Consider the following 22,407-nt stretch of genomic DNA (forward strand, 5'->3'; position numbering starts at 1 on the left):
TTTCAATGTCCAATTCCCTGCTTTATTTGTATGAAGATGCCGAAAATAACCGTTTGACGATGTCCGGCGTCACTTTTGCAGACTTTATCACGTCGATTGGCTCTAAAAGTGCTCTGCTCGTCTCCGGAGCTGCTTTTAAAACCGTCAAACATTCTTCCCGGACCGCCTTTCATTATGTCGAGGCCCATGAAGTGGAGCAATTCGTACAATCGAGCGATGTCGAACGTTTCCCGCTGAATGCCGTCGATATACGTTCCTCCCATTCCCTCGATGTCCTGACCGATGTCGAAATCGCAGAGCTTTTATTTTTAATGCATATGAAACGCGGCATGCCGAGTCCTTTCATTACGTCCGTCGATAACGAGTGGGCTTATTTCAGTGAGCATGACGGCACACAAGCTACCGTCTATTTAAAAGACTGGTCAAGTGTTGAACAAGTCCTATCGACATTAATGCAACAAAAAGTCCGTCGGGAACTCCGTGTTCCGACTTCCTCACCGCTTACAGCTGAAATCATCATTAATCTTCGTCAATTACTGCAAGAAGGGATCTTAATTGATTTTGCGCATACACGGCAATCCATGTTCACACGTCAAACGACTATTCCGCTTTATATCGCCGGCCGATACGAAGACATGCATGTCCTGAAAGAAGATCTGGAAACAAAAAAAGAATCCATCGTCTTGCGTGGCGAGTTGATCCACCGCAAAAAAAGCTGGAGTTTGGAGTTACGATGATCCCATTCCTATTTATGACTTGATAACAGGATAGTTTTTTCATATTTTTCAAACCGCTGTTTTTGCTCGTTTTTTACATAATCCTCTATATGACAATACCGTTACTGATTTGTTGGAATTTTCACATAAATTAAGACTGGTATCTGGTCCAGACTTCGTTATAATGAGATTAACCTTTTAGAAGTTAGAAGTTGGAACTGATTTTCTGATGATTTAATTAAGTCTGTATCAACCGAAGGAGGAATTTAGCATGGATCAGTTAAAAGTGAACGGTATCGGTTCATTCACCAAGTTTGCAACGAACGGAAACATCCTGAAATTGAAGGATGCGACAACAGGCGAACTGAAAGTATCATTGAATGAAGCGAGCTCAATGACTATCTCACCTATTGACGAAGAAACAGGATTATTTATTATCCGTGGTCAGCAACAAGAACCGCTCGTGGAACTGACCCTCCCTCGTCAATCGTGCGAAGTCGTTCACGCTTGGCTCCTCCATAAATTAAGACGACAAAAAAAGAGTCGCTTCATGGCGTCTAGCTAAAACCATTTACTCCTTAATTTCATCATTACTGCAACATGTTGCTCACGCTCCGGTTAGAGATTTTCTAACCGGAGCGTGAGATTTTTTTGTTAAAATCAAAAAATAAACCTTGAAAACAAATGAATTTTCTAAAAATTCTTTCATCATCTCGCATCCGATGATATAGTGAATAACGTAAAAAAAACAGGAGGTAAGATATATTATGAGTAAAAAAGACGTATTTGCTTTAGGTTTTATGATTTTCGCATTGTTCTTTGGTGCGGGTAATTTGATTTTCCCTCCTGAACTTGGTGCTCTGGCTGGAACAGAATTCTTCCCTGCAATGCTCGGCTTCATCGTTACCGGCGTTGGGTTACCTCTGACGGGATTAATCGCTGTCGCATGGGTCGGCGGGGGCATTAGCACGCTTGCTAATCCACTTCCAAAATTCGTCGGAGCTCTATTGACGTTTGCCTTATATGTCGCCATTGGCCCTTTTTTCGGAATTCCGCGGACTTCCGTCGTCACATACGAACTGGGTGTCGTCCCTTTCTTGAATGGACCTAGTCAAGCGACACTACTGATTTCTTCTTCTCTTTTCTTTTTAGTCACGTTATACCTTGTTCTCAAACCGGGTAAACTTCTTGATATCATTGGTCGTTTTATCACCCCGTTGTTACTTTTGGCACTCGCGACACTGAGTATTAGCAGTATCTTAAAGCCATTATCGACCGTTCAACCTCCTCATTCCTCGTACAATGGTTTTACAGATGCATTCATCCAAGGATTTCTTCAAGGATACTTGACGCTCGATGCTCTCGGCGCCCTTGTATTTGGCGTCATCGTTCTGCATACGCTACATGCTCGCGGTTTAAAAAGTCGAAAAGTCCAATTGAAGACCGTGACTCAAGCCGGATTGATTGCTGCATTATCATTGACGTTAGTTTATACCGGACTTGGTTTCATTGGTCGAAACAGCTTTGGAGCAGTCGGAATGGTCGACGGTCCTTCCTTATTACAACAATACGCCGAAAGTACTTTTGGCACGATTGGTTTGATGATTTTGGGAGTTGCTATTTTGCTAGCTTGTTTAACGACATCCGTCGGTCTTGTCACAGCTTTTTCAGAATATATGATGTCGCTTTCGACACGTCTCACGCTTCCGCTCACGGGTACAATCACAATCGTTCTAGGTTTCTTGATTTCCATTGTCGGACTTGATGCATTACTGGCAATTGCGGTACCTGTTTTAATGTTCCTTTATCCTATTGTCATCGTATTGATTGGTTTGACCTTTATCCGTTCATTGCTTAAAAAACCGTCGTTTGTGTACAGAGCCACTTTATCGATTACTGCCCTGTTCTCGTTATTAACTGCTCTAAACACGTTAAAAGTTTTGCCGGATCCGGTAGTTACTGTATATTCTGCCTTACCGTTATCCGACAAAAGCCTGGCCTGGCTTCTGCCTGCTTTGATTATATTCTTCATCAGTTCATCGATTAGACACGATTCTTCTGATTCTATTCCTGAAAAACGGATTGGCTAGTGATGCCGCTTTCATCGCATGGTATGATTAAAAAAATGAAATTCTACTGGAGGCGTCGCTTTAATGGATAAGATTGCTTGGATTACCGATAGTATGGCTTTTTTCCCACCCGGGGAAGCTGAAAAACTCGGAGTCCATGTCGTACCAACAGTCATCATCATCAACGGAGAGTCTTACCGGGAATATACTGACTTGTCGATTGAACAACTGGATCAAAAAATGCGTGAAAGCTCTTCTGTCATCCCGACGACTTCACAGCCTTCGTTTGGTGAGTTGGTTGAACTTTACGAACGTTTACAGGCAGAAGGTTATGATTATGCGTATGCTGTTCACATCACAAGCGGATTGAGCGGTACTTATGCCAGCTCTGTCGCTGCTGCAGATGCTGTCGGCTTTAAATTATATGCCATCGACTCCTATACCGGGGCTGCCAACCAACAAAATATGTTACGTCTTTCGATTGAAATGGCGCAAGCCGGGAAGCAGCCGGAAGAAGTCATGCAGGTCTTGGAACAGTTCAAACACCACTCTCATTTTTATCTGATTATCGGCAATATGGAGACGATGCGTCGAAGTGGCCGTGTCTCGAGCAGTCAGTTTTTGCTTGCCAACATGCTGAACATTAAACCGATTGTTAAGTTCGATGAGGTCGGTAAACTCGTTCCGTTTAAGAAAGTGCGTTCCATCAAAAAAGCTTTTCAGGAAATGTCATCCGAGATTGCTGCTAAAATCGAACAGTTCGGATTATACAATCAGACCCTCTACATCGGTCATACACTCGCGCGGTCTTCCGCCGAACAATTACGTGATCTGTTGCAGACGAAATTGCCGCAGATTTCAATCGAGATTACACAATTTGGCCCATCCATCCTGACACATGCCGGGTCGGAAACAGTCGGTGTGTACTGGTTCGATGATTTGACGGTTAATCGATGATTGACGACATCTTCTATTGGAGACCCTATCATTATAATAGTTCCGCTGATCAGGCGGCTTTGGGATGATTCCGATACGATATCGGAATCATCTTTTTTTATAATCCACATAACAAAACCGGACAAAAAAACCGAATGGGACCTTTTATCAAGTGTCCTCATTCGGTAAATGTTATTTAAGATTAGAATTCCATCTGCTTCAAGACATCATCCAGCATCTTTGCTTCGTCTTCTTCCCGCCGAATCGTCTGATGCGGACGATGGATCCGTTCCGTCCACGCTTCCGCTGGATATACCGTCCAACTCAACTGCTCCACTTCCTCCAGGTAACGGAGTACCGTTTCAAGCGAAGCCTCTTCGTCGTATTGACGCAACCAGTTTTCATAACGTTTATCCGGTTTGCCGTCCTTCAGTAAAATCCTACCGCTCTCGAGAATCGCCCATTTCGGCTTTGCATCGATTTGAAACAACTCCAACTGCCGGAATGCCTCAAACGTGCGACTCGTAAATGGAATCAAGCCGTTTTTTTCGACCAGACGTTTTAATCGTAAATGCGTCCGCATCGTCATAAACCGTTTTTCTTCCCCCACTCGTTCTACCAATAAAGTAGGAACGGCAATCTTTTTCATCGTGGCTTCATCAAAAAGCAGACTGTGATCGATATCAAGTAGTAACATGACGCGTCTCCTTTTGCTTACGTCGCGGTGAAATGAAGGCATAGGACAGACAGAGGATGAAGGCCGCAAAACAAAAACCACCGACTACATCCGAGAAGTAATGGACGTTTAAGATAATACGGGACGATCCCATAGCCAAGATCAACAGACTAAGAAAGATTCCTAAAATGACTTTCCCGGCCCGGTTTAAAAATCGCCAACTCAGAATGAAAAAACCACCGTATACCGCGAAAGCCATTGAAGAATGACCGCTCGGAAAACTGTAGCCGACTCCGCCGACTAACTCATTGAGTGACGGTCGGTCCCGGACAAAAAACGCTTTAGCGACTTGATTGAGAACAGCCACTGCCAAAAAGTTTATCAGGTACCAAATACTCCCCACCCGATCACGCCACAGGTAATAACTAATGGCGGTCAACAGAACAGTTACCGTCACAGCACCTACTCCCGATCCTAATTGTGTGAACCAACTGACATAGTCAGCCGGTACTTGTTTCGACATACGGTTTGACAGTTGTGCGTCAAATAAAAAATATCCCGTCAATCGGATCGAGATCGCAATCCCGAGAAAAATGATGAACGCAATGCCTGAAACGGTTAACGCTTTTCGGTTTAATTTCATCAGTACGTTCCTTTCCGTTGCTCGAGCTCTTCTGCCGAATAGTCTTCTTTATCACGTAACCGGTGTGCAAGACGTCCGGACGCATTGGCAGCAATTGCGGCAACGATGTCATCCATGAAGGTATTGACCCGTCCGTCATCAACCTTCGTATCAAGTTCTTTAATAATTCCGACCTTGGCCTTATCTAAATAACCAAACGTCGTGACGGCAATCGAGCCGTACGTATTGACAGCTCCAATTGCAATTGTCTCGTCGACGCCAAACAATCCTTCATCACTCCGAATGATGGATAAAAGCGGTTCCGATAATAATCCTTTTTCGGCTAAAATATCGAGTTCTGCCCCAACAAGAATCGCATGCTGCAATTCCCGTTTTTCGAGCACGCGCTCTACAGAACTCGTACATGTTTCGAGCGTCAGTTCAATCGTGTATGGTGCTTGCATTTGATACACGATTTCAGCAATCGCGTGAATCGTGACGCCCCGCTCATGCAACTTATCAATTGCTGCTTGTTTTACTTCTTTAGAATGTGCTTTTTCTTTCATGACAAAATCCACCTCTCTGACAAAGTTCTTCACAAGTATACACGGATTGCTACTCTCCCCTCAAACTTCTTTGACATCACGCCGATAATCCGTCATGATTATCCTGTAAAGCGTTATCATTTCAGGGGAAAGTAGGGGATTTTCGATGAACATCGGGGTAGTTTTGTTTCCATCGAAACGAATTCAGGATTTTGCGAATTCATACCGCAAACGGTACGATTCCAAGTATGCGTTGATTACACCACACATTACGATGCGAGAACGGATCAGTGTCGATGATACCGAACTTGATTCCATCGTAGCTGCTCTCAATCAGGTAGCAGAGCAAACGAAACCCGTTTCACTTCATATCCAAGGCGCTCGGTCTTTCCATCCGACAAATAATGTCTTGTTTTTAAAAGTCATGCCAACGGATGAATTAGAACAATTACATCGAGCCTTGCACACGGGTGATCTGAGTCATACACCCAAGTATGATTTCTTACCTCACATCACAATCGGCCAAGATTTATCCGATGTCGAATTATTCGACGTTCTCGAACGATTGAAGATGGAAGATATTCGTTTCCAAGAAGATGTCACCAAGATGGCTCTGCTGTATGAACTCGAAAACGGTTCATGGAGTGTGTACGAAACGTTCCGATTTACAGGTAAATAACATCAAACTTCCCGGTCGAACTTGCGACCGGGAAGTTTTAGTTCTGGCAAAACCCCATAAGCATTTGCTTGTTCTTCCAGCTCGGCATGATGCGGCTCAACACGTTTGATTGGATTGATGCGGGCGACGGGTTCTGTTTTCCGCTCCAAATCGACCCTTACCTGTCGATTGACATATTGGACTACCGTAAAATCTACTTGGTACATAGAATGTCCCTCCCTAAAGTTCAGCTCGTTATTCTGTTATTCCCAAAATCCCTTTAAGAAAAACAAAAAACCAAGGTTTCCCCTGGTTTTAGCTGTACAAGTTAGTTCGGAATGAACCAAAAATCTTATTATATTATAAGATATGGAATCCGCTGTCGACGTGCAGAATCTCACCCGTGACACCACTCGACATCTGGGACAAGAGGAATAATCCGCTTTGACCAATTTGTTCTGTCGTGACATTACGGTGAAGAGGCGCCCGCTCTTCGATACTTTCAAGAATCGAATTGAAATCGCCGACACCTTTTGCAGAAACCGTCCGAACCGGACCGGCTGAAATCGCATTGACGCGAACGCCCTGCTTTCCGTATTCTGCTGCTAAGTAACGGACACTTGCATCAAGTGCCGCTTTTGCGACGCCCATCACGTTGTAGTTCGGAACCATCTTTTCGCCACCAAGATACGTCAATGTGATAACAGAGGCATCTTCCGTGAAGAAATCTTTTGCTGCTTTCACGACAGCTGTCAAGCTGTATGCCGAGATATCGAGTGCTTGTGCAAACTGTTCACGTGTCACACCCGAAAATTCACCGCGCAAGGCTTCTTTATCGGCAAAAGCAATCGAGTGGGCAATTCCTGAAATCTTCCCGTGATCGGCATGAATCGTTTCAAATACCTGTTCGATTTCAGCATCACTCGTCACGTCACATGTATAGTAAGTAGCCGGTCGCGACAACTCTTGACCTAACTTTTCGAGTGGTGCCTTAAAACGTTCTCCGACATACGTAAAGGCAAGACTTGCACCTGCTGCATCAAGAGCACGTGCGATTCCCCATGCGATTGACCGTTGATTGATGACACCCATTACAACATACGTCTTCCCCTCAAGCGAAGGATAAATATTCATTATGAGTTCCCCCTTAAATTAGTACCTGGTAATAACACCTATGTCTAGGTTACAAAAACGTAACGCTTCTGTCAACCATCGCTCTTGATATTGCGATTTTGATAAATTACGGTAATATAGAAAGAGACAGAAAGTAGGGATGGAATGAACCGTTTTAAATCATTTACACAACGTTATGATAACACGTTGCTTTTTTTGCTCGGTTGTTTGATGGTCGTCAGTGTCATCGCAATCTATACCGCGCAACCTTTTTTACAAGGGGCAATCAGTGAAATCAATTTCATGGCCAAACAGATTCAGTGGTATATCATCGGATTTATCGCACTGTCTGTCGTCATTCTCATCGATTATGAGCAACTGAAACGTTTCCATTGGTACTTATACGGGGCAGGAATTGTCTCCTTGATTGGTCTTGTCGTCTTACGGGGAACACCGTTGGTCGCAAACATCAAAGGAGCGTACGGCTGGTATCAATTCCCGGTCATCGGAACCGTTCAACCGGCTGAATTCATGAAGTTTTTCTTGATTGTTTCTCTCGCTGCCGTCATCTCGGAACACAACGCCCGGTATGTCCAGCATGAACGAGACTTCCTGCTTCTAATCAAGATGGTTGCCCTTACGTTGCTTCCACTCGCTTTGATTATCATCCAACCCGACTTAGGAATCGGCTTGATTCTCTGCGTCATTTTGGCTTGTGCAATGTTGCTATCCGGCTTGAACTGGAAGTGGCTGCTTACGATGTTCGGTTTGTTGACTGTCGCAATCGTCGGATTCTTTTATCTGTTTTATTTCCAAAATGATTTACTTGCCACCTTCTTCCCAGGGCATGCGATGAACCGGATCATGGCTTGGTTACAACCGTTCGAATATGCGGATGACCTTTCCTATCAGCTGGTCCAGTCGATTAACGCCATCGGATCAGGACAGATGTTTGGTGTCGGATACGGAAAATTGCAAGTTTCGGTCCCTGAGCTGCATACCGACTTTATTTTTACCGCGATTTCAGCTCACTACGGTTTCATCGGTGCGGCTGTCGTCCTAATCATTCTGTTCCTGTTCATCTACCGGTTGATTCAAATCGCACTGGAAACAGCGGATCCGTTTGGAACGTATATCGTAACGGGATACGTCGCGATGTTTACATTCCAAATCTTCCAAAACATCGGGATGACGATGGGTGTCTTACCGATCACCGGTCTCCCGCTTCCCTTCATTAGTTACGGAGGGTCGACAATGATCGTTAACCTGGTCGGACTCGGCTTGATTATGGCAATCGCTTCGCAGTCCCGGATCTCTATGTTTGATGAAGATTAAAGCCAAAAAGAGTGGCATCCAGTGCGGATGCCACTCTTTTTCTGTTCATGAAAGACATAAGTCGTCCGGCAACGGTGCTGTAAACGTCATCATCTCACCTGTCCCCGGATGCGGGAACGTCGCAGACGCACTGTGTAATGCTTGTCTCGCAATCAAAGGTGTCCCTTTATACATCGTGTCTCCGACTAACGGATGACCAAGTGCCGCGAGGTGAACCCGGATTTGGTGCGTCCTGCCCGTCTCCAATTTAATCGTCAATCGGGATAATTCACGCGAAAACGCCGTGATCCGCTCACTGGTTAAGATATGCGTGATCGCCTGTTGCCCGTCTTCCCGGACCATTCTTTCCATGAAGGAATGATCGGTTTGACCGATCGGAAGGTCAATCGTTTGAGGCGGGAGGGTTCCCTCGATCAATGCGATGTACCGGCGATCAAGCAATCCGTTCTGTTGCATCTTACTCAACTGATGATGCGCAAGGGCATGTTTCGCAAAAACGACCAGTCCACTTGTATCCCGGTCCAATCGATTGACGATATGAATTGCATACGGGATTTGATGTTGTCGGTAATAACCGAGCACAAAATTCGATAAGGACCGTTCCGGATGAAGTCTGGACGGAATCGAGGCCATTCCCGGCGGTTTGTTGACAATTAACAGCCACTCGTCTTCAAAGAGGATATCAAGTTCTCCGCTTGTCGCATGCATATCCTGTGCAGGCTGTTCTTCCGGAAACCGGACATGAATAAGGTCTCCTGCATGAACAGGTTCGTTTACGTTGACATGTTGTTCATTCCGCAAAATATCTCCGTGGTGTTTAATCGACACTAACATTTTTCGGGAAATATGAAGACGTGTCGTACAAAAATGACCGACACTCCATCCGTCTTCAATGGAAGTTACTTGTTGTTTAATTTGAAATGCCATCACGTTACCTCTTTATAATTAACTTCTTTCTTCTGCTAAAAACGACTCACGGACTCTTTGCCAAAACGGGAAAGAACGGAATCGAGCAAACTTAACCTTTTTATCCGATACACGACAACGAATCGATTTAACGTTTTGATGCACAATCGAAGCATAATGATCGTATGTCAATTGAAAATCAATCGGATTGACCGGCCGAATCTCGACATCATGGTGCTTCGGCAATAACATCGGGGAACCGATCGTCCGGTACACACGATTATTGATCGATGCCATTTCTGTAATCTGAATCGCTTCGAGCGCCGGATGGACGATTGCTCCACCAAGGGCTTTGTTATAGGCTGTTGAGCCGGATGGCGTGGAGATACATAGACCATCTCCCCGAAACGTTTCAAAATAATCTCCGCGGATCGACAGATCACAGACGAGTGTCTGATTAAAGCTTTTAATCGTACATTCATTTAATGCCAACAGTTTATTCGTTGATCCATCAGCATAATCAATCGATAATTCAAGCAACGGATATTCAACAGTCGCTATATTATCGTCCGCGATATGTTGAATCAATTCATCCATCTCTTCCGGTCGCCAGTCGGCATAAAACCCGAGGTGTCCGGTGTGAATTCCGACCAGTGTGATTTCCTCGACCTGATCCAAATAAGAGTGGAAAGCTTGCAGCATCGTACCGTCCCCGCCGATTGAAATCACGATTTCCGGAGTAACGACGTCTCGATGACTCCCCCGTTCGATCAACGCCTGTTCTAGTTGTTCCTTCAGCATATGGGAACGTTCATCGCCCCGCGCCGTAACCGCAAAACGCATCGTCATCCTCCTACTCTTTTGCTCGATTCTTTGCTTCGGTCGCCTCTCGTTCATGTAAAACGACTTGAGCATCTTGTATCTCTACTTTTAGCTGACTCATCTCCGCATCGAGCAGAAACGCCGCTTCAGCCGCACGTCGCAAACGTTCCCGTGTCTCTTCCGGAATATTTCCTTGGTATTTATAATTCAAGGAATGTTCAATCGTTGCCCAAAAGTTCATTGCGAGTGTCCGGATCTGAATCTCAACGAGTGTCGGGATTTCCCCTTCAATCGTTTGGACCGGATAAGCAATGATAATGTGGTACGAACGATAGCCGCTTTCCTTCTTTTGTGTAATATAGTTTCGTTCTTCGACAATCTTAAAGTCTCCCCGGGAACGCAACAATTCTAAGATATGGATGATGTCATCTACGAATTGGCACATAATCCGGAGACCTGCTATGTCCTGCATGTCCTGTTCCAGCAACTCGATATCAATCGATTTTCGTTCAGCCTTCTGTAAGATACTCTTTACAGGTTTGACACGTCCTGTGACAAATTCAATCGGTGAATGTTCCCCACGTTGTTGAAATTGTTTTCGAATGGCTTTTAATTTTACTTTTAATTCATCCACTGCGATTTGATACGGTGCGAGAAATAAGTCCCAATTTTCTTTTGTCATCGTTATTGTCACCACTTTTAGTCTAAATTCTTAGTTCAATTCGTTCCACTACACCATTCATGGTATCATATTTTCAAGCATTCAACTAGAAAGGTGTGGTCGGAAATGAGACAAGAAATGGAAATTGAATTTAAAAACCTGTTAAACGAAATTGAATACACGAAATTAATGGAACGGTACAATACATCCGGATCTTCCGTGTGGCAAGCAAATGACTATTTCGATACTCCGACGTTCGAACTTCGCAGCCACGGGGCCGCTCTGCGTATCCGTGAAAAGAAAACCGGCTTGGTGTTGACGTTAAAAGAACCGCAAGACGATGGATTACTAGAAACACATGTGACATTGTCCGAACAAGAAGCGGAAGATTTATTCCAATATGGCCTTATTCACTCTGCTGAGATGAATCAACAATTAGAAAAGTTTGAATTAACGACTTCGCTTGAACATTTAGGTCGTCTTGAAACCGAACGTTTTGAAAAACAGTTGCCGAGCGGATTGTTAGTATTGGATCAAAGTACGTATTTAGGCACGACGGATTATGAACTTGAATTCGAAGTGACCGACTATGCGGCCGGCAAACTTGCGTTCGAAGAACTGTTGCAAACAAACGAAATTCCAGTCCGTGAAACGAAAAATAAAATCGTCCGTTTCATGGATCGTAAAGCGCTTACACGTTAATCGTGTAGAAATGTACAAGCAAAACCTTTGCTCTTTCTTTTTTTTCGTTGCTAAAATAGGGTAACGATATTAAAAGAAAAGGGGTGAACGGATGGAACACGAACAATGCAACGGCTCATATTGTTCATTGGACGAACCATCAATTCAACAACCGACGAAACCTCTAGAAATTTATCATTTTCTAGACGTCACACAAACGGATGGTTTACGGTTGATTCCCGTTCTCAAGAAATTAGAATTAGAATACGGCCATTTATTCCGTCTCCGGACGATCGCAACCATTCCTTGCGCACCTTCACGATCAGCGTGTGATATGTCACCACTGCTGATTCTAAAGGCTATCGAACTACAGGGAAAAACGTTCGGTATGCGGTTCATGCGCCGTTTACGCATGTTGCATAACGTCGAAGGAAAAAGCGCATATTCGCGTTCTTCCTTGATGCGGTTGGCAGAAGCATTGACGGAATTCGGTCTGGATTTAGCGGAATTCCATCGTGATATCGAATCAGATACCATTCAATTAATGCTTGAAAAAGAGACTGAATTGGTGACCGACTGGGACGTACGTATTCTCCCAACGCTTGCTTTCGTCGGGGACGAGGAAGCCATCAAAGCAGAAGGTCATTACGAATACTTGGTTTATGTATCGATTCTGAACGAATTATTAGATCAACCGTTTGAGAAGCAGGCAAAACCCCCTCTCGAACAATTCTTGAGACGGTATGACACAGCAACCACTTCTGAAATCGCATTTATATATGATGCAACAGAAGCACAGGTTGAACACGAATTGAAAAAGTTATTGCTTCAACAAAAATGTGTTTCACTGACGTATTGTGACGGTAAAGTATGGCGTCACTTAAAAGATTCTGCCCATGCTTAACTCAAAGAAGCTGCTTCCACGTTAATCGTAGAAGCAGCTTCTTTGTCGTTTTTTGAATCTGGATGGGGGGAAAAGAGAATCATCAGGGGGAATGTGATTCACTTCACATGATTAGTATAACTGATTCTCCCCTTCCCCGATACCTGTTTGTTCATCAATTCACAAAATTGTCATTCTCCGAGTAATGCTTCAAATTCATCGAGTACCCGTTCGAATTGACGAAGAGCAGATTCAACCGGTGCTTTCGTCGTCATATCGACGCCGGCCGCTTTCAGAACTTCAATCGGATAATCACTTGATCCTGCTTTGAGGAAGTTATTGATATACCGCTCGACTGCCGGCTCCCCTTCTTCTAGGATTTGTGAAGTCAGCGCTGCGGCGGCAGAAATGCCTGTCGCATACTGATAGACATAGTAATTGTAATAGAAGTGCGGGATACGCGCCCATTCCAAACCAATTTCCTCATCTAATACAATACCATCACCGAAATACGTTTTATTTAGAGCATAATACGTCTTCGTTAAGAATTCAGGTGTTAGTGCTTGTCCAAGACGAGCTGCCTCATGAATTTGATGTTCAAACTCGGCAAACATCGTCTGACGGAATAACGTTCCGCGGAATGTCTCCAATTGATTGTTGAGGAGATACAGTTTCTCATTTTTATCTGTCACACGTTTTAACAGGTAGTCATTTAAAAGTGCTTCATTTGTCGTCGACGCGACCTCTGCTACAAAAATTGAATAATCTCCGTAGGCATAGGGTTGATTCTGACGTGTATAGTAGCTGTGAACCGAGTGTCCGAACTCGTGTGCTAACGTAAACAAGTTGTTGACGTTATCCTGCCAGTTCATCAAGATGAACGGCTGTGTATCATATGCGCCGGAAGAGTAAGCACCACTCCGTTTGCCCCGTGTTTCACGGACATCGACCCAGCGTTCTGCAAGACCCTCTTCAAGAATATGTTTGTATTCAGGTCCTAGTGGCGCTAATCCGTCCACCATCAACTGTTTTGCTTCCTCGTACGAGATCTTCATTTCGACTTCACTAACGAGCGGCGTATACATATCATACATATGCAGTTCATCGACACCTAAAATCCGTTTACGTAAAGCAACATACCGGTGTAACAACGGAAGGTGGTCATGAACCGCTTCGATCAATCCGTCATATACCTGTTCCGGAATCGTGTTTCCATGTAACGCTGATTCACGTGCTGTTTTAAATTTCCGGACTTCAGCATAGAAGTTATCTTTTTTTACGGAACCGGCTAATGTAGATGCCAATGTATTCGTATACTGGCTATACGTTCCATACATGGCTTTAAACGCCGCCTCACGGACAGAACGATCTTTTGACTCCATGAACGTGATGAACCGTCCATGTGTCAATTCCGCTTCTTCCCCGTCCTCGCCTTTGATTTTCGGGAATTTCATATCTGCATTATTCAGCATGCCAAACGTCGTACCCGACTGTCCAAGGACTTCGCCTGCTTTTGCCAGAATCGCCTCTTCCGCTTCCGATAAGACGTGTTCCCGCTCACGATTCAACTCGTCGAACGCATGACGGTAAAGGGCAAGATCCGGATTCTGATCCAAGTACGAGGCAATTGTTTCTTCCGGAACTTCTAACAGCTCGGGTGTCATGAAGGCGAGCGTCGCTCCAATTTGCGAAGCGAGCGTCCGGGCACGGTCATTCATCGCCTGATAAAAGCTGTCGGCCGTGTTCTCATCGTAACGCATATGTGCATATGTATAGAGCTTATGCAGCCGTCTTGAGATTTCGTCCCGAAGTTGAAGTCCTTCAAATAAAGTGGCATCCGACTGTGCAAGGCGTCCTTTATACTCGACGAGTAGCGGAAGCATCGCTTTCACTGACTCAAACTCTTCTTCCCATTTCTCATTCGTTTCATAAATGGATTCTAAATTCCACGTCTCTTCCTGCTTGACGTCTTTTCGTGTTAATACTTCTGCCATTTAAATCACTCCTTTACTTCATTTATACCTGTTTCCCTTTCGACAAACAAACGAAGCGCACCTGCTAACTTTTGATCTTCTTCCAAGCGGGTCGACAAATCAACGGGATTGGTTTGAAAAAGTTCAGGCAGATGATTTTGGAGAAAGTCGATCATAGCCGTCCATTCGTCAATCAGAAGGTGAAGACTAGATAACTCATATGAAACCTTGGACTGTGTCAAACATTCGGTCAGGAAGGCAAGCAGTTGCTCTGCGAGGTAAGTTCCTTGTAAGCGCAGGTAAACAGCCACTTGAATTTCAAAAGGATGGACAGATAAACACAGCAACGGGGATAAGGGCAGAAAACACCAGGATGGGAGTGTAGAAACCTGGAGGTTGGAGTAATAAAGAGGAGATTGTACGTATCGGGACGGGAGCGAAGAAAAAAATGGACGAAGCCGATATTTTTTTATCAGTGTCGTCCATGGTCGTTCGAAAAATTGCCGGGAAACCGGACGTGGAAAAAGAAATTGTTTCGCCGATAAAGACACACGTTGGCAGAATACCAAACGTTGTGCGAACGGAAGCGGATGTACATAACGGACGATTCGTCCCTGCTCGATTAAATCGATGTAACCATTTTTCATAAATGCCGCCTTCATCCAGCCGTCAAGCTTAAGAAGCTGTCCGCCCGACTCATGAAAACCAATCCAGCGGACTTCGTATCCCGCTTGTTGATCAATCAACGATCTCCGTTGCCATTCTACAGCGCTCATTTTCGAACGCTGAATCTCGACTCCGATTTCTCCGGGCCAAATGAAAAGATCAAACCGCCTTCGTCCCCGGACTGCTTCTATCTCGACCTTGAATCGCAACGTTTCAAAATAGGCAGCAAGCCGTGTTTTCCAAAATTGATGTTCGGACGATTCACCGGTACATGCTGTCACATGAACAAAATGAAGGCGCTTCTTGCCTTGGCGGACACGAAGTTGCGTTCGGCAATAGGGACAGTACAGTAGTTTATTTGTTAACGATTGGAAGGTCTCCAGTTGGCTGTTGATTCGATTTCCCTGTTCATCCATCGCCTCAAACATCTTACTCCTCCTTAGAGTAACGGTGAGAATAACCGCGAAATGGACTCGATCAAACGTTGACCGAAACTCCTTTGAATAAAGACTTGATGCTCAACTTGTGAAGAATTAGAAAAGTCTTCATAAAAATCACGTGTTAATTCATGGACGGAATTTGTCCCGTATAAAAAGGCATTTACTTCAAAGTTCAAGTGAAAACTTCTTAAGTCCATATTTGCTGTGCCAATTGTCGCAATCGCATCATCGACCACGATGACTTTTGAGTGCATGAATCCTTTGTTATATTCGTAAATCTTTACACCCGCTAATAGCAAGTCATCAAAATAAGAACGACTGGCATAAAAAACAACTTTATGATCCGGAAAACTCGGCAGGAGGATCCGGACATCGATTCCCGACATCGCTGCCGTCTTTAAAGCAGTCATCAGATCCTCGTCCGGAATCAAATAAGGAGAAGCAATGTAAACAGAACTCCGGGCTTCCGTAATTAAACCGAAGTAGAGAGACTTCATCGTTTCATGGGGTTCATCCGGTCCGCTCGCAATGATTTGGACGCCTCCTGTCGATTCCTCCATGACTTCGAGCGGTTTCATATAATACGGTGTAAACAACCGTTCCCCCGTCATATAGTACCAATCCTGAAGAAAAATTAACTGAAGCTCCGAGACGGCCTCTCCCCTGACGAGCAAATGCGTGTCACGCCAAAATCCAAACATCTTATCTTTTCCCATGTACTCATCCCCAACGTTAATTCCACCCGTGAACGCCACCGTACCATCAATGACAACGATTTTTCGGTGATTCCGGTAATTGGATTTACTCGAGATGAACGGCAGAACGACTGGGAAAAATGGACGTACTTCGATCCCCGCCAGCTCCATCTTTTTGAAATAAGCCTTATCCGTCGAGAAACAACCTACAGCATCATACAAAAAACGGATCTCCACTCCGGCTTTCGCCCGTTCAATTAATGCTTCCTGCAACTCTAGCGCCAGTTCGTCATCGCGGACAATATAGTATTCCAAATGGATATGGTGTTCCGCTTGACGAATCTCGGCTAATAACAGCGGAAATTTTTCTTGTCCATTCGTTAATACTTTCGTATGACTATTATACGAAATCGGCAGGCGACTGATGGAGTCGATGAGTTTAACAACTTTCGTATAATGTCCATGTTGGAACACTTGATTGTGTATTCCATGATCAAACTGGGTACGATATTTAATGTAAGACTCTTCATCGAGCATCGCTTTCAGACGAAACATTTTTTTTCGTCTATAATTTTGACCAAAGGTGAAATATACGAAAACACCAACAACCGGGAGCGCCATCATGACAAGCGCCCAGACAAGCGTTCGTTCCGGGTTCCGATTCTCAAGCAGAATGATGACAAAAACGCTCAGTACGACAAGAATGATGACGATTGAGAGCCATCCTACCATGTACACACTCCAGTAATAGGAAAGAAAGCCGATCAGACTGACCGTTAACAGTAGCGTCATAAGTAATTGGACACGCCGCAACATGGTATCCCCTCCTTTGATTAGTTATGAATGACACACTTTTATGTAGAAGGGACGATTCAACATGAAAACGTATTTAGTGACTGGTGCAACAAGCGGAATTGGTGAAGCGACCGCCTTACAATTGGCTCAAGAAGGACATACCGTCCTTGCACTTGGACGAGACGAGGAACGCGGGCACAACTTGGAAAGTCATGGTGAAGGACGGATCCGATTTTTTGCAGTCGATTTATCCGTCCCGTCAGATATCAATCAATTTTTTGAAGACACCAAAGAACAATTCCCCACACTCGATGGTATTTTCAATAATGCCGGAACTTTCGGAAAACCGGTCGCTCCAGAACGGGTGACTGAACAGCAGGCCGAAGTCTTTCAAGTCAATTATCATGCACCGGAGCAAATCATTCAACAGGCTGTCAAACGATTGAGCCGCGGTGCTTCCATCGTCAACAACAGCGCGATTGTCGGACATGTTAAATTCCCTGCCATGCTCTTACCGTATGCTTCTTCCAAAAGTGCTCTTCTTACGCTTACGAAAACATATGCCGCCCGGTTTCACGGAAAGTACCGTTTTAACGCCATTTGTCCCGGTCCTGTCGACACGAAGTTAAGCCATTCTTTATACGGTGGAAAAGATAAATTCGATTTAGCAATGAAACATCATTTGCGCGGCGAAGCCGCTCATCCATCCGAGATCGCAGAAGTCGTCTGCTTTTTATTATCCGATAAAGCGAGCTACATCAACGGTCAAACCTTAATCGTCGACGGCGGTTATACCCTCACTTGATTCTTTTACACAACAAAGGACTGCTTCCAAACACATTGGAGCAGTCCTTTGTTGTAGCGTTTGATTCTGTTAATTCGGGAAATGTTTCCGGATGAACGTAAATACATCGTTCGGTACAATGACTTTTCCGTACTCTGCCACCGGATGAATCGTCTGTTCACTGAAGTTTAAATACTCCGCAATCAGGCTCATCACATTTTCCTGTTCTTCCACTTCTGTTTCTTCTTTAAAATGAAGATGCAACAGGTACAGTCCGTCTTTTTGATAAAGAGACGTTTTCACTTCTTCGAAGATCGGTGCTTCTGCATATTGGCTAAGGGCAATGATATGCTCGAAATCTGTTGTTTCAAATAAGACATCTTGACTGAGTTCCGTTTCTTTTTCTTCCGCATCAGACATCGCGGAACGAAGTAACGAATCTAACTCATCTTCGTCAACTTGTTCTCCGTCAATCGTTGTTTTAGCGATTGTAACGGTGACTTCAAGACCTTTTTCAAATGCCTGAACTTGTATCCATAGTGGACCTTCGAAGGAGATGGACTCTTTTTCATTCGCTTCATCCATCATCTGCCAGAATAACTGTTCTCCACGCTCACGGTTGTACCAAATCTCGTCTCGGGCGAAGCCGCGGCGTTCGATGTCCGTGTACGTAATGAAGAACTTGACGGTGTTGTCATTGACGCGTTCGATTTTCAATATGTCCACTCCTTTCCTCTCGCTCTTATCTAGTATACGAACGAGCACTTCACATAGATTCAAAAGAATCATTTAACATATAAGGTATATTCCTTTGTTAACTCTATTTTAACCTTTTTAGACTGTAACAAAAAGCACACTGCTCAGAAAGCAGCGTGCTCGGTGTAATTTACTCGTTGACAAGGCGCTGAGCTTCCAATAGTTGGAATGTACGAACTTTTCGCGGTAAGAAGCGGCGGATTTCATCTTCGTTGTACCCGACTTGAAGACGCTTCTCATCGATCAGAATCGGACGGCGTAACAAACCCGGATATTCTTGAATTAAATCATACAGGTGTTGTAACGATAAATTTTCTACCGATACATCTAATTTTGAAAAGACTTTCGAACGTGTCGAGATGATTTCATCTGTCCCGTCCTCTGTCATACGAAGTATTTGTTTAATTTCATCAAGCGATAATGGTTCCGAGAAAATATTACGTTCCACAAATGGGATTTCATGTTCTTCAAGCCATGCGCGCGCTTTACGACAAGAAGTACAGCTTGGTGAAGTATAGAGTGTTACCATTGAAAAACATCCTCCCCCTGATTTCACATCATTTCTTCTGTGTATATAAAAACACAGGAGCTGATGATTCTATTACTTGATAGTTTACTTGATTTTTCTAAAAACAAAAACCCAATATGTCTTGAGATGAAAAGAACTTTTCGTAAAAAAACTTGCCGTAGCCACCAGGTGGCTTCAGCAAGCTGGTGTGTGATCAAAGGGTTGAGAAATCGTCTCTTTTGCTTTTGGGAGTTTAATCTCTTTTAATTTTTTTTCGAAAATGTCCCGCAAAAGGCGTTTTTTCAACTTTTTCTTTTTATCACGTTCTTTCATATCCGACACCTCGCTCGGTCCGAAAAAAGAACAGTTAACCAACGAAAGCTAAATTATCATCTTCTACATTAATTAGTATACCACGTTTACCTAATTTCTATTCCTACTTCAGGCAATTAATTATGTGAGATTGTCGATAGACATGAGACAAACAGTTGCAATTCTTTTCAACTTCACGTAAAGTGTATAGAAATACTTACTCGTGAAAGGAGTTATTTCTTTATGTCAGTTACCCTTGTCACTATCATTGAACACCCGATTGCCCAAAAATATCTAGAACGATCCGGCTTGAATCATGCTATTTCCGTAGCCGAACAGGCATTAACACTTGCCACTCAACGTGGTCTTGATGCAGATACGGCGACGAAGGCTGCCCTGCTTCATGATATCGGTCATTATGAATGGTATACGGACGGCACATGGAATTATGATCTCTACCGTCAAAATGATATCCATGCCATTAAGGGAGCAGAACGAGCGCACAAGTTACTGATCCGGCTTGGTGAAGAGCCGGAACGGGCAAAAGAAATTGCTCTTGCCGTTCTGTTGCATACAGATTCTTATCTACCACCAGGTACGATCAACCGGACTCCATTGCAACAATTGGTCCATGATGCAGATACACTTGAAGAACAGCCCGGTGGTCTTCATCATTATGAGAAGATTCCATTCGAAGAAGCTGTCAACCGTCTGCATGCTCTTGACTCGGTTGTTCACCGCTTTAACAACCTTCCTCGTATTGCTTCCGAAAATTAAAAAAAGGCATTCCCGAATACATTCAGGAATGCCTTTTAGTTTGGTTTGATTATACAAGTTGCGCTTGATACGCTTCGAGTTCTGCATCTGTCATCGAGACGTAATGACCCGGCTCGATTTCGCGTAACGGCGGGATGCTAGAGTCTTCACTCGATTTCCCAACTGCTCCGCCTGTCGGGCGATCATAAATGATCCGCTTACGCGTCCGCTCATGCTCCGGATCCGGAAGTGGAATTGCTGATAACAAGGATTTCGTATAGGCATGGACTGGATTTTCATAGAGACGATCCGCGTCACACAATTCAACGAGGTGACCTTGATACATAACTCCGATTCGATCCGAAATATATTTGACCATTGATAAATCATGGGCAATGAACAAATACGTCAGACTGCGATCACGTTGCAATTGTTTCATCAAGTTGACGACCTGTGCTTGAATCGATACATCGAGTGCAGAGATCGGCTCATCGGCAATGATGAAGTCCGGTTCGACGGCTAACGCACGGGCAATCCCGATCCGCTGACGTTGTCCACCTGAGAATTCATGCGGATAACGGCTTGCGTGTTCTTTCGTTAAACCAACTGTTTCCAGAAGATCGTAAACACGGTTGTTGCGCTCGTCTTTCGACTTCGCAAGACCGTGGATATCGATTCCTTCCGCAATGATATCTCCGACTGTCATCCGTGGATTCAACGATGCATATGGATCTTGGAAAATCATCTGCATCGAACGGTTGAATTTCAATTTCTCTTTACGTGATTTTTTATCATGAACATTTTCACCTTTGAAAAGAACTTCTCCGTCTGTCGCATCGTATAAACCGATGATCGAACGTCCTGTTGTCGATTTTCCGCAACCGGACTCTCCAACAAGCCCAAGAACTTCTCCTTCATAAATATCGAATGATAAACCGTCAACTGCTTTGACGACACGACCACGACCGATATTAAAGTGTTGTTTCAGGTTTTTTACTTCAAGTAATTTATTACGATTCTCCATTACTTTAGACCGCCTTTCAGAAGCGATTTCGCGAATGTGCTATCTGGACGATATTTCAGCGCAAGATCGCGGATGGCTGCTGGTGGTTCTACATACGGTGCTTGCGGATGTAGCAACCAAGTTGCCGCTTCATGAGTATCTGTGATCGGGAAGAACGGAGGTTCTTTCTCGAAATCAATTTTCATTGCGTACTGATTACGTGGTGCAAATGCATCACCGACCGGCGGGTGCAATAAGTTCGGTGGTGTACCAGGAATTGCCGGCAAGTCTTGCGAACGATCGTCAGACGGTCGTGGCATGGATCCAAGAAGTCCCCATGTATAAGGATGACGTGGCTCATAGAAAATCTCATCGACAGTTCCTTTTTCAATCAATTTCCCAGCATACATAACCGCTACGCGGTCTGCCATGTTCGCTACGACACCTAAATCGTGCGTGATGAAGATGATAGCTGTACCTGTTTTTTGCTGGATGTCTTTTAACAACTCAAGAATCTGTGCTTGAATCGTAACATCAAGTGCTGTCGTCGGTTCATCGGCAATCAAGACTTTAGGATTACAAGCCAGTGCGATTGCGATAACGATCCGTTGACGCATACCACCTGACAATTGGTGCGGGTATTGTTTAAGGCGCGCTTCCGGATTCGGAATTCCGACGAGTGTCAGTAATTCAAGCGTCCGTTTTTTCGCTGCGTCGCCTGTTAATCCTTGGTGACGTTTCAAACCTTCTGCAATCTGTTTGAAGATGGTCATCGTCGGATTTAATGATGTCATCGGATCCTGGAAGATCATCGCGATATCACGACCACGGACTTTTTGCATCTCTTTATCAGAGAGCTTAACCAAATCACGGCCTTCAAACATGATTTCACCTTTTGTGATTTCCCCAGGAGGATTTGGAATCAAACGCATGATGGCTTTTGATGTAACCGACTTACCTGAACCGGATTCACCAACGATGGCAAGTGTCTCACCTTTTTTTAAATCAAACGATACGCCGCGGACGGCTTGAACCGTCCCAGCATACGTATGGAAAGCGACAGTCAGGTCGCGTACTGATAAAATAGTTTCCATTG

At 44.3% G+C, this 22,407-nt stretch carries 26 protein-coding genes; 10 read left to right on the forward strand and 16 right to left on the reverse strand.

The window, feature by feature from the left end:
- Positions 1–5 precede the first annotated feature (5 nt).
- From R7V76_RS00155 to R7V76_RS00170, 4 genes are all read left to right on the forward strand, one after another.
- A complete protein-coding gene (locus R7V76_RS00155; protein WP_318090668.1) occupies positions 6–737 on the forward strand; it encodes a hypothetical protein in 732 nt (243 codons plus the stop codon).
- A 250-nt stretch (positions 738–987) separates the two neighbouring features.
- Positions 988–1,281, forward strand: coding sequence for a hypothetical protein (locus R7V76_RS00160; protein ID WP_012370900.1), 294 nt, complete (start codon positions 988–990; stop codon positions 1,279–1,281).
- Positions 1,282–1,483: 202 nt separating this feature from the next.
- Positions 1,484–2,806 (forward strand): branched-chain amino acid transport system II carrier protein, encoded by a 1,323-nt coding sequence (gene brnQ / locus R7V76_RS00165; RefSeq protein ID WP_318090670.1) that lies wholly within the window; start codon positions 1,484–1,486, stop codon positions 2,804–2,806.
- A gap of 63 nt (positions 2,807–2,869) precedes the next feature.
- Positions 2,870–3,742, forward strand: coding sequence for a DegV family protein (locus R7V76_RS00170; protein ID WP_318090672.1), 873 nt, complete (start codon positions 2,870–2,872; stop codon positions 3,740–3,742).
- A 181-nt stretch (positions 3,743–3,923) separates the two neighbouring features.
- Here the strand turns inward: R7V76_RS00170 and R7V76_RS00175 are convergent, their stop codons facing one another.
- The 3 genes from R7V76_RS00175 to R7V76_RS00185 are packed head-to-tail and all read right to left on the reverse strand — an operon-like array spanning position 3,924 to position 5,585.
- Positions 3,924–4,418 (reverse strand): hypothetical protein, encoded by a 495-nt coding sequence (locus tag R7V76_RS00175; protein WP_318090674.1) that lies wholly within the window; start codon positions 4,416–4,418, stop codon positions 3,924–3,926.
- Positions 4,405–5,040, reverse strand: a complete 636-nt coding sequence (locus tag R7V76_RS00180; RefSeq protein ID WP_318090676.1) for a phosphatase PAP2 family protein — start codon at positions 5,038–5,040, stop codon at positions 4,405–4,407. Before R7V76_RS00180 ends, R7V76_RS00175 begins: the two co-directional genes overlap by 14 nt.
- A complete protein-coding gene (locus tag R7V76_RS00185; protein WP_318090678.1) occupies positions 5,040–5,585 on the reverse strand; it encodes a phosphatidylglycerophosphatase A family protein in 546 nt (181 codons plus the stop codon). The genes R7V76_RS00180 and R7V76_RS00185 overlap by 1 nt, the downstream gene beginning before the upstream one ends.
- Positions 5,586–5,730: 145 nt before the next feature.
- Here R7V76_RS00185 and R7V76_RS00190 point away from each other — a divergent pair, with 145 nt between their 5' ends.
- Positions 5,731–6,243, forward strand: a complete 513-nt coding sequence (locus R7V76_RS00190) for a YjcG family protein (RefSeq protein ID WP_318090680.1) — start codon at positions 5,731–5,733, stop codon at positions 6,241–6,243.
- 2 nt (positions 6,244–6,245) lie between these two features.
- Here the strand turns inward: R7V76_RS00190 and R7V76_RS00195 are convergent, their stop codons facing one another.
- A complete protein-coding gene (locus tag R7V76_RS00195; protein WP_114595378.1) occupies positions 6,246–6,449 on the reverse strand; it encodes a hypothetical protein in 204 nt (67 codons plus the stop codon).
- A 133-nt stretch (positions 6,450–6,582) separates the two neighbouring features.
- The gene (gene fabI / locus R7V76_RS00200) at positions 6,583–7,356 is read right to left on the reverse strand and encodes an enoyl-ACP reductase FabI (protein WP_012370908.1); all 774 of its coding nucleotides are present in this window, start codon (positions 7,354–7,356) and stop codon (positions 6,583–6,585) included.
- 144 nt (positions 7,357–7,500) lie between these two features.
- On the opposite strand from fabI, the gene R7V76_RS00205 reads away from it, so the two are divergent.
- A complete protein-coding gene (locus R7V76_RS00205; RefSeq protein ID WP_318090685.1) occupies positions 7,501–8,670 on the forward strand; it encodes an FtsW/RodA/SpoVE family cell cycle protein in 1,170 nt (389 codons plus the stop codon).
- A 45-nt stretch (positions 8,671–8,715) separates the two neighbouring features.
- On the opposite strand, the gene R7V76_RS00210 is transcribed toward R7V76_RS00205, so the two are convergent.
- From R7V76_RS00210 to R7V76_RS00220, 3 genes are read right to left on the reverse strand one after another with little or no spacing between them, the layout of a single operon-like run.
- On the reverse strand, positions 8,716–9,597 hold the full coding sequence (locus tag R7V76_RS00210; RefSeq protein ID WP_318090688.1) for an RluA family pseudouridine synthase: 882 nt from the start codon (positions 9,595–9,597) through the stop codon (positions 8,716–8,718).
- Positions 9,598–9,615: 18 nt separating this feature from the next.
- Positions 9,616–10,419: an NAD kinase gene (locus R7V76_RS00215; RefSeq protein ID WP_012370911.1), complete on the reverse strand. Its 804-nt coding sequence runs from the start codon at positions 10,417–10,419 to the stop codon at positions 9,616–9,618.
- 10 nt (positions 10,420–10,429) lie between these two features.
- Entirely contained in the window at positions 10,430–11,080 is a 651-nt protein-coding gene (locus tag R7V76_RS00220) for a GTP pyrophosphokinase (RefSeq protein ID WP_318090691.1), read from the reverse strand.
- Positions 11,081–11,185: 105 nt separating this feature from the next.
- On the opposite strand from R7V76_RS00220, the gene R7V76_RS00225 reads away from it, so the two are divergent.
- Both R7V76_RS00225 and R7V76_RS00230 read left to right on the forward strand, forming a co-directional pair.
- Positions 11,186–11,761, forward strand: a complete 576-nt coding sequence (locus R7V76_RS00225) for a CYTH domain-containing protein (protein ID WP_318090693.1) — start codon at positions 11,186–11,188, stop codon at positions 11,759–11,761.
- 91 nt (positions 11,762–11,852) lie between these two features.
- Positions 11,853–12,644 carry a DsbA family protein gene (locus R7V76_RS00230; RefSeq protein ID WP_012370914.1) on the forward strand — a complete coding sequence of 264 codons (792 nt, stop codon included), beginning with the start codon at positions 11,853–11,855 and terminating at the stop codon, positions 12,642–12,644.
- 170 nt (positions 12,645–12,814) lie between these two features.
- On the opposite strand, the gene pepF is transcribed toward R7V76_RS00230, so the two are convergent.
- From pepF to cls, 3 genes are read right to left on the reverse strand one after another with little or no spacing between them, the layout of a single operon-like run.
- A complete protein-coding gene (pepF, locus tag R7V76_RS00235; protein WP_318090696.1) occupies positions 12,815–14,617 on the reverse strand; it encodes an oligoendopeptidase F in 1,803 nt (600 codons plus the stop codon).
- A 5-nt stretch (positions 14,618–14,622) separates the two neighbouring features.
- The gene (locus tag R7V76_RS00240; protein ID WP_318090698.1) at positions 14,623–15,690 is read right to left on the reverse strand and encodes a competence protein CoiA family protein; all 1,068 of its coding nucleotides are present in this window, start codon (positions 15,688–15,690) and stop codon (positions 14,623–14,625) included.
- An 11-nt stretch (positions 15,691–15,701) separates the two neighbouring features.
- Entirely contained in the window at positions 15,702–17,213 is a 1,512-nt protein-coding gene (gene cls / locus R7V76_RS00245; protein WP_318090700.1) for a cardiolipin synthase, read from the reverse strand.
- 61 nt (positions 17,214–17,274) lie between these two features.
- Between cls and R7V76_RS00250 the strand changes: the two genes are divergently transcribed.
- Positions 17,275–17,997, forward strand: coding sequence for an SDR family NAD(P)-dependent oxidoreductase (locus R7V76_RS00250; protein WP_318090703.1), 723 nt, complete (start codon positions 17,275–17,277; stop codon positions 17,995–17,997).
- Between the two features lie 69 nt (positions 17,998–18,066).
- Here R7V76_RS00250 and mecA read toward each other — a convergent pair whose 3' ends face one another.
- From mecA to R7V76_RS00265, 3 genes are all read right to left on the reverse strand, one after another.
- Entirely contained in the window at positions 18,067–18,693 is a 627-nt protein-coding gene (gene mecA / locus R7V76_RS00255) for an adaptor protein MecA (RefSeq protein ID WP_318090705.1), read from the reverse strand.
- Between the two features lie 169 nt (positions 18,694–18,862).
- Entirely contained in the window at positions 18,863–19,261 is a 399-nt protein-coding gene (gene spxA, locus R7V76_RS00260) for a transcriptional regulator SpxA (RefSeq protein ID WP_012370920.1), read from the reverse strand.
- A 174-nt stretch (positions 19,262–19,435) separates the two neighbouring features.
- Entirely contained in the window at positions 19,436–19,573 is a 138-nt protein-coding gene (locus tag R7V76_RS00265) for a hypothetical protein (protein ID WP_012370921.1), read from the reverse strand.
- Between the two features lie 222 nt (positions 19,574–19,795).
- Between R7V76_RS00265 and R7V76_RS00270 the strand changes: the two genes are divergently transcribed.
- Positions 19,796–20,329 (forward strand): HD domain-containing protein, encoded by a 534-nt coding sequence (locus R7V76_RS00270; protein WP_214763584.1) that lies wholly within the window; start codon positions 19,796–19,798, stop codon positions 20,327–20,329.
- A gap of 49 nt (positions 20,330–20,378) precedes the next feature.
- Here R7V76_RS00270 and R7V76_RS00275 read toward each other — a convergent pair whose 3' ends face one another.
- On the reverse strand, positions 20,379–21,332 hold the full coding sequence (locus tag R7V76_RS00275; RefSeq protein ID WP_012370923.1) for an ABC transporter ATP-binding protein: 954 nt from the start codon (positions 21,330–21,332) through the stop codon (positions 20,379–20,381).
- Entirely contained in the window at positions 21,332–22,405 is a 1,074-nt protein-coding gene (locus R7V76_RS00280) for an ABC transporter ATP-binding protein (RefSeq protein ID WP_012370924.1), read from the reverse strand. Before R7V76_RS00280 ends, R7V76_RS00275 begins: the two co-directional genes overlap by 1 nt.
- Positions 22,406–22,407: the final 2 nt, after the last annotated feature.

The sequence above is a fragment of the Exiguobacterium artemiae genome, from assembly GCF_033342815.1.
Taxonomy (GTDB): domain Bacteria; phylum Bacillota; class Bacilli; order Exiguobacteriales; family Exiguobacteriaceae; genus Exiguobacterium_A; species Exiguobacterium_A artemiae_A.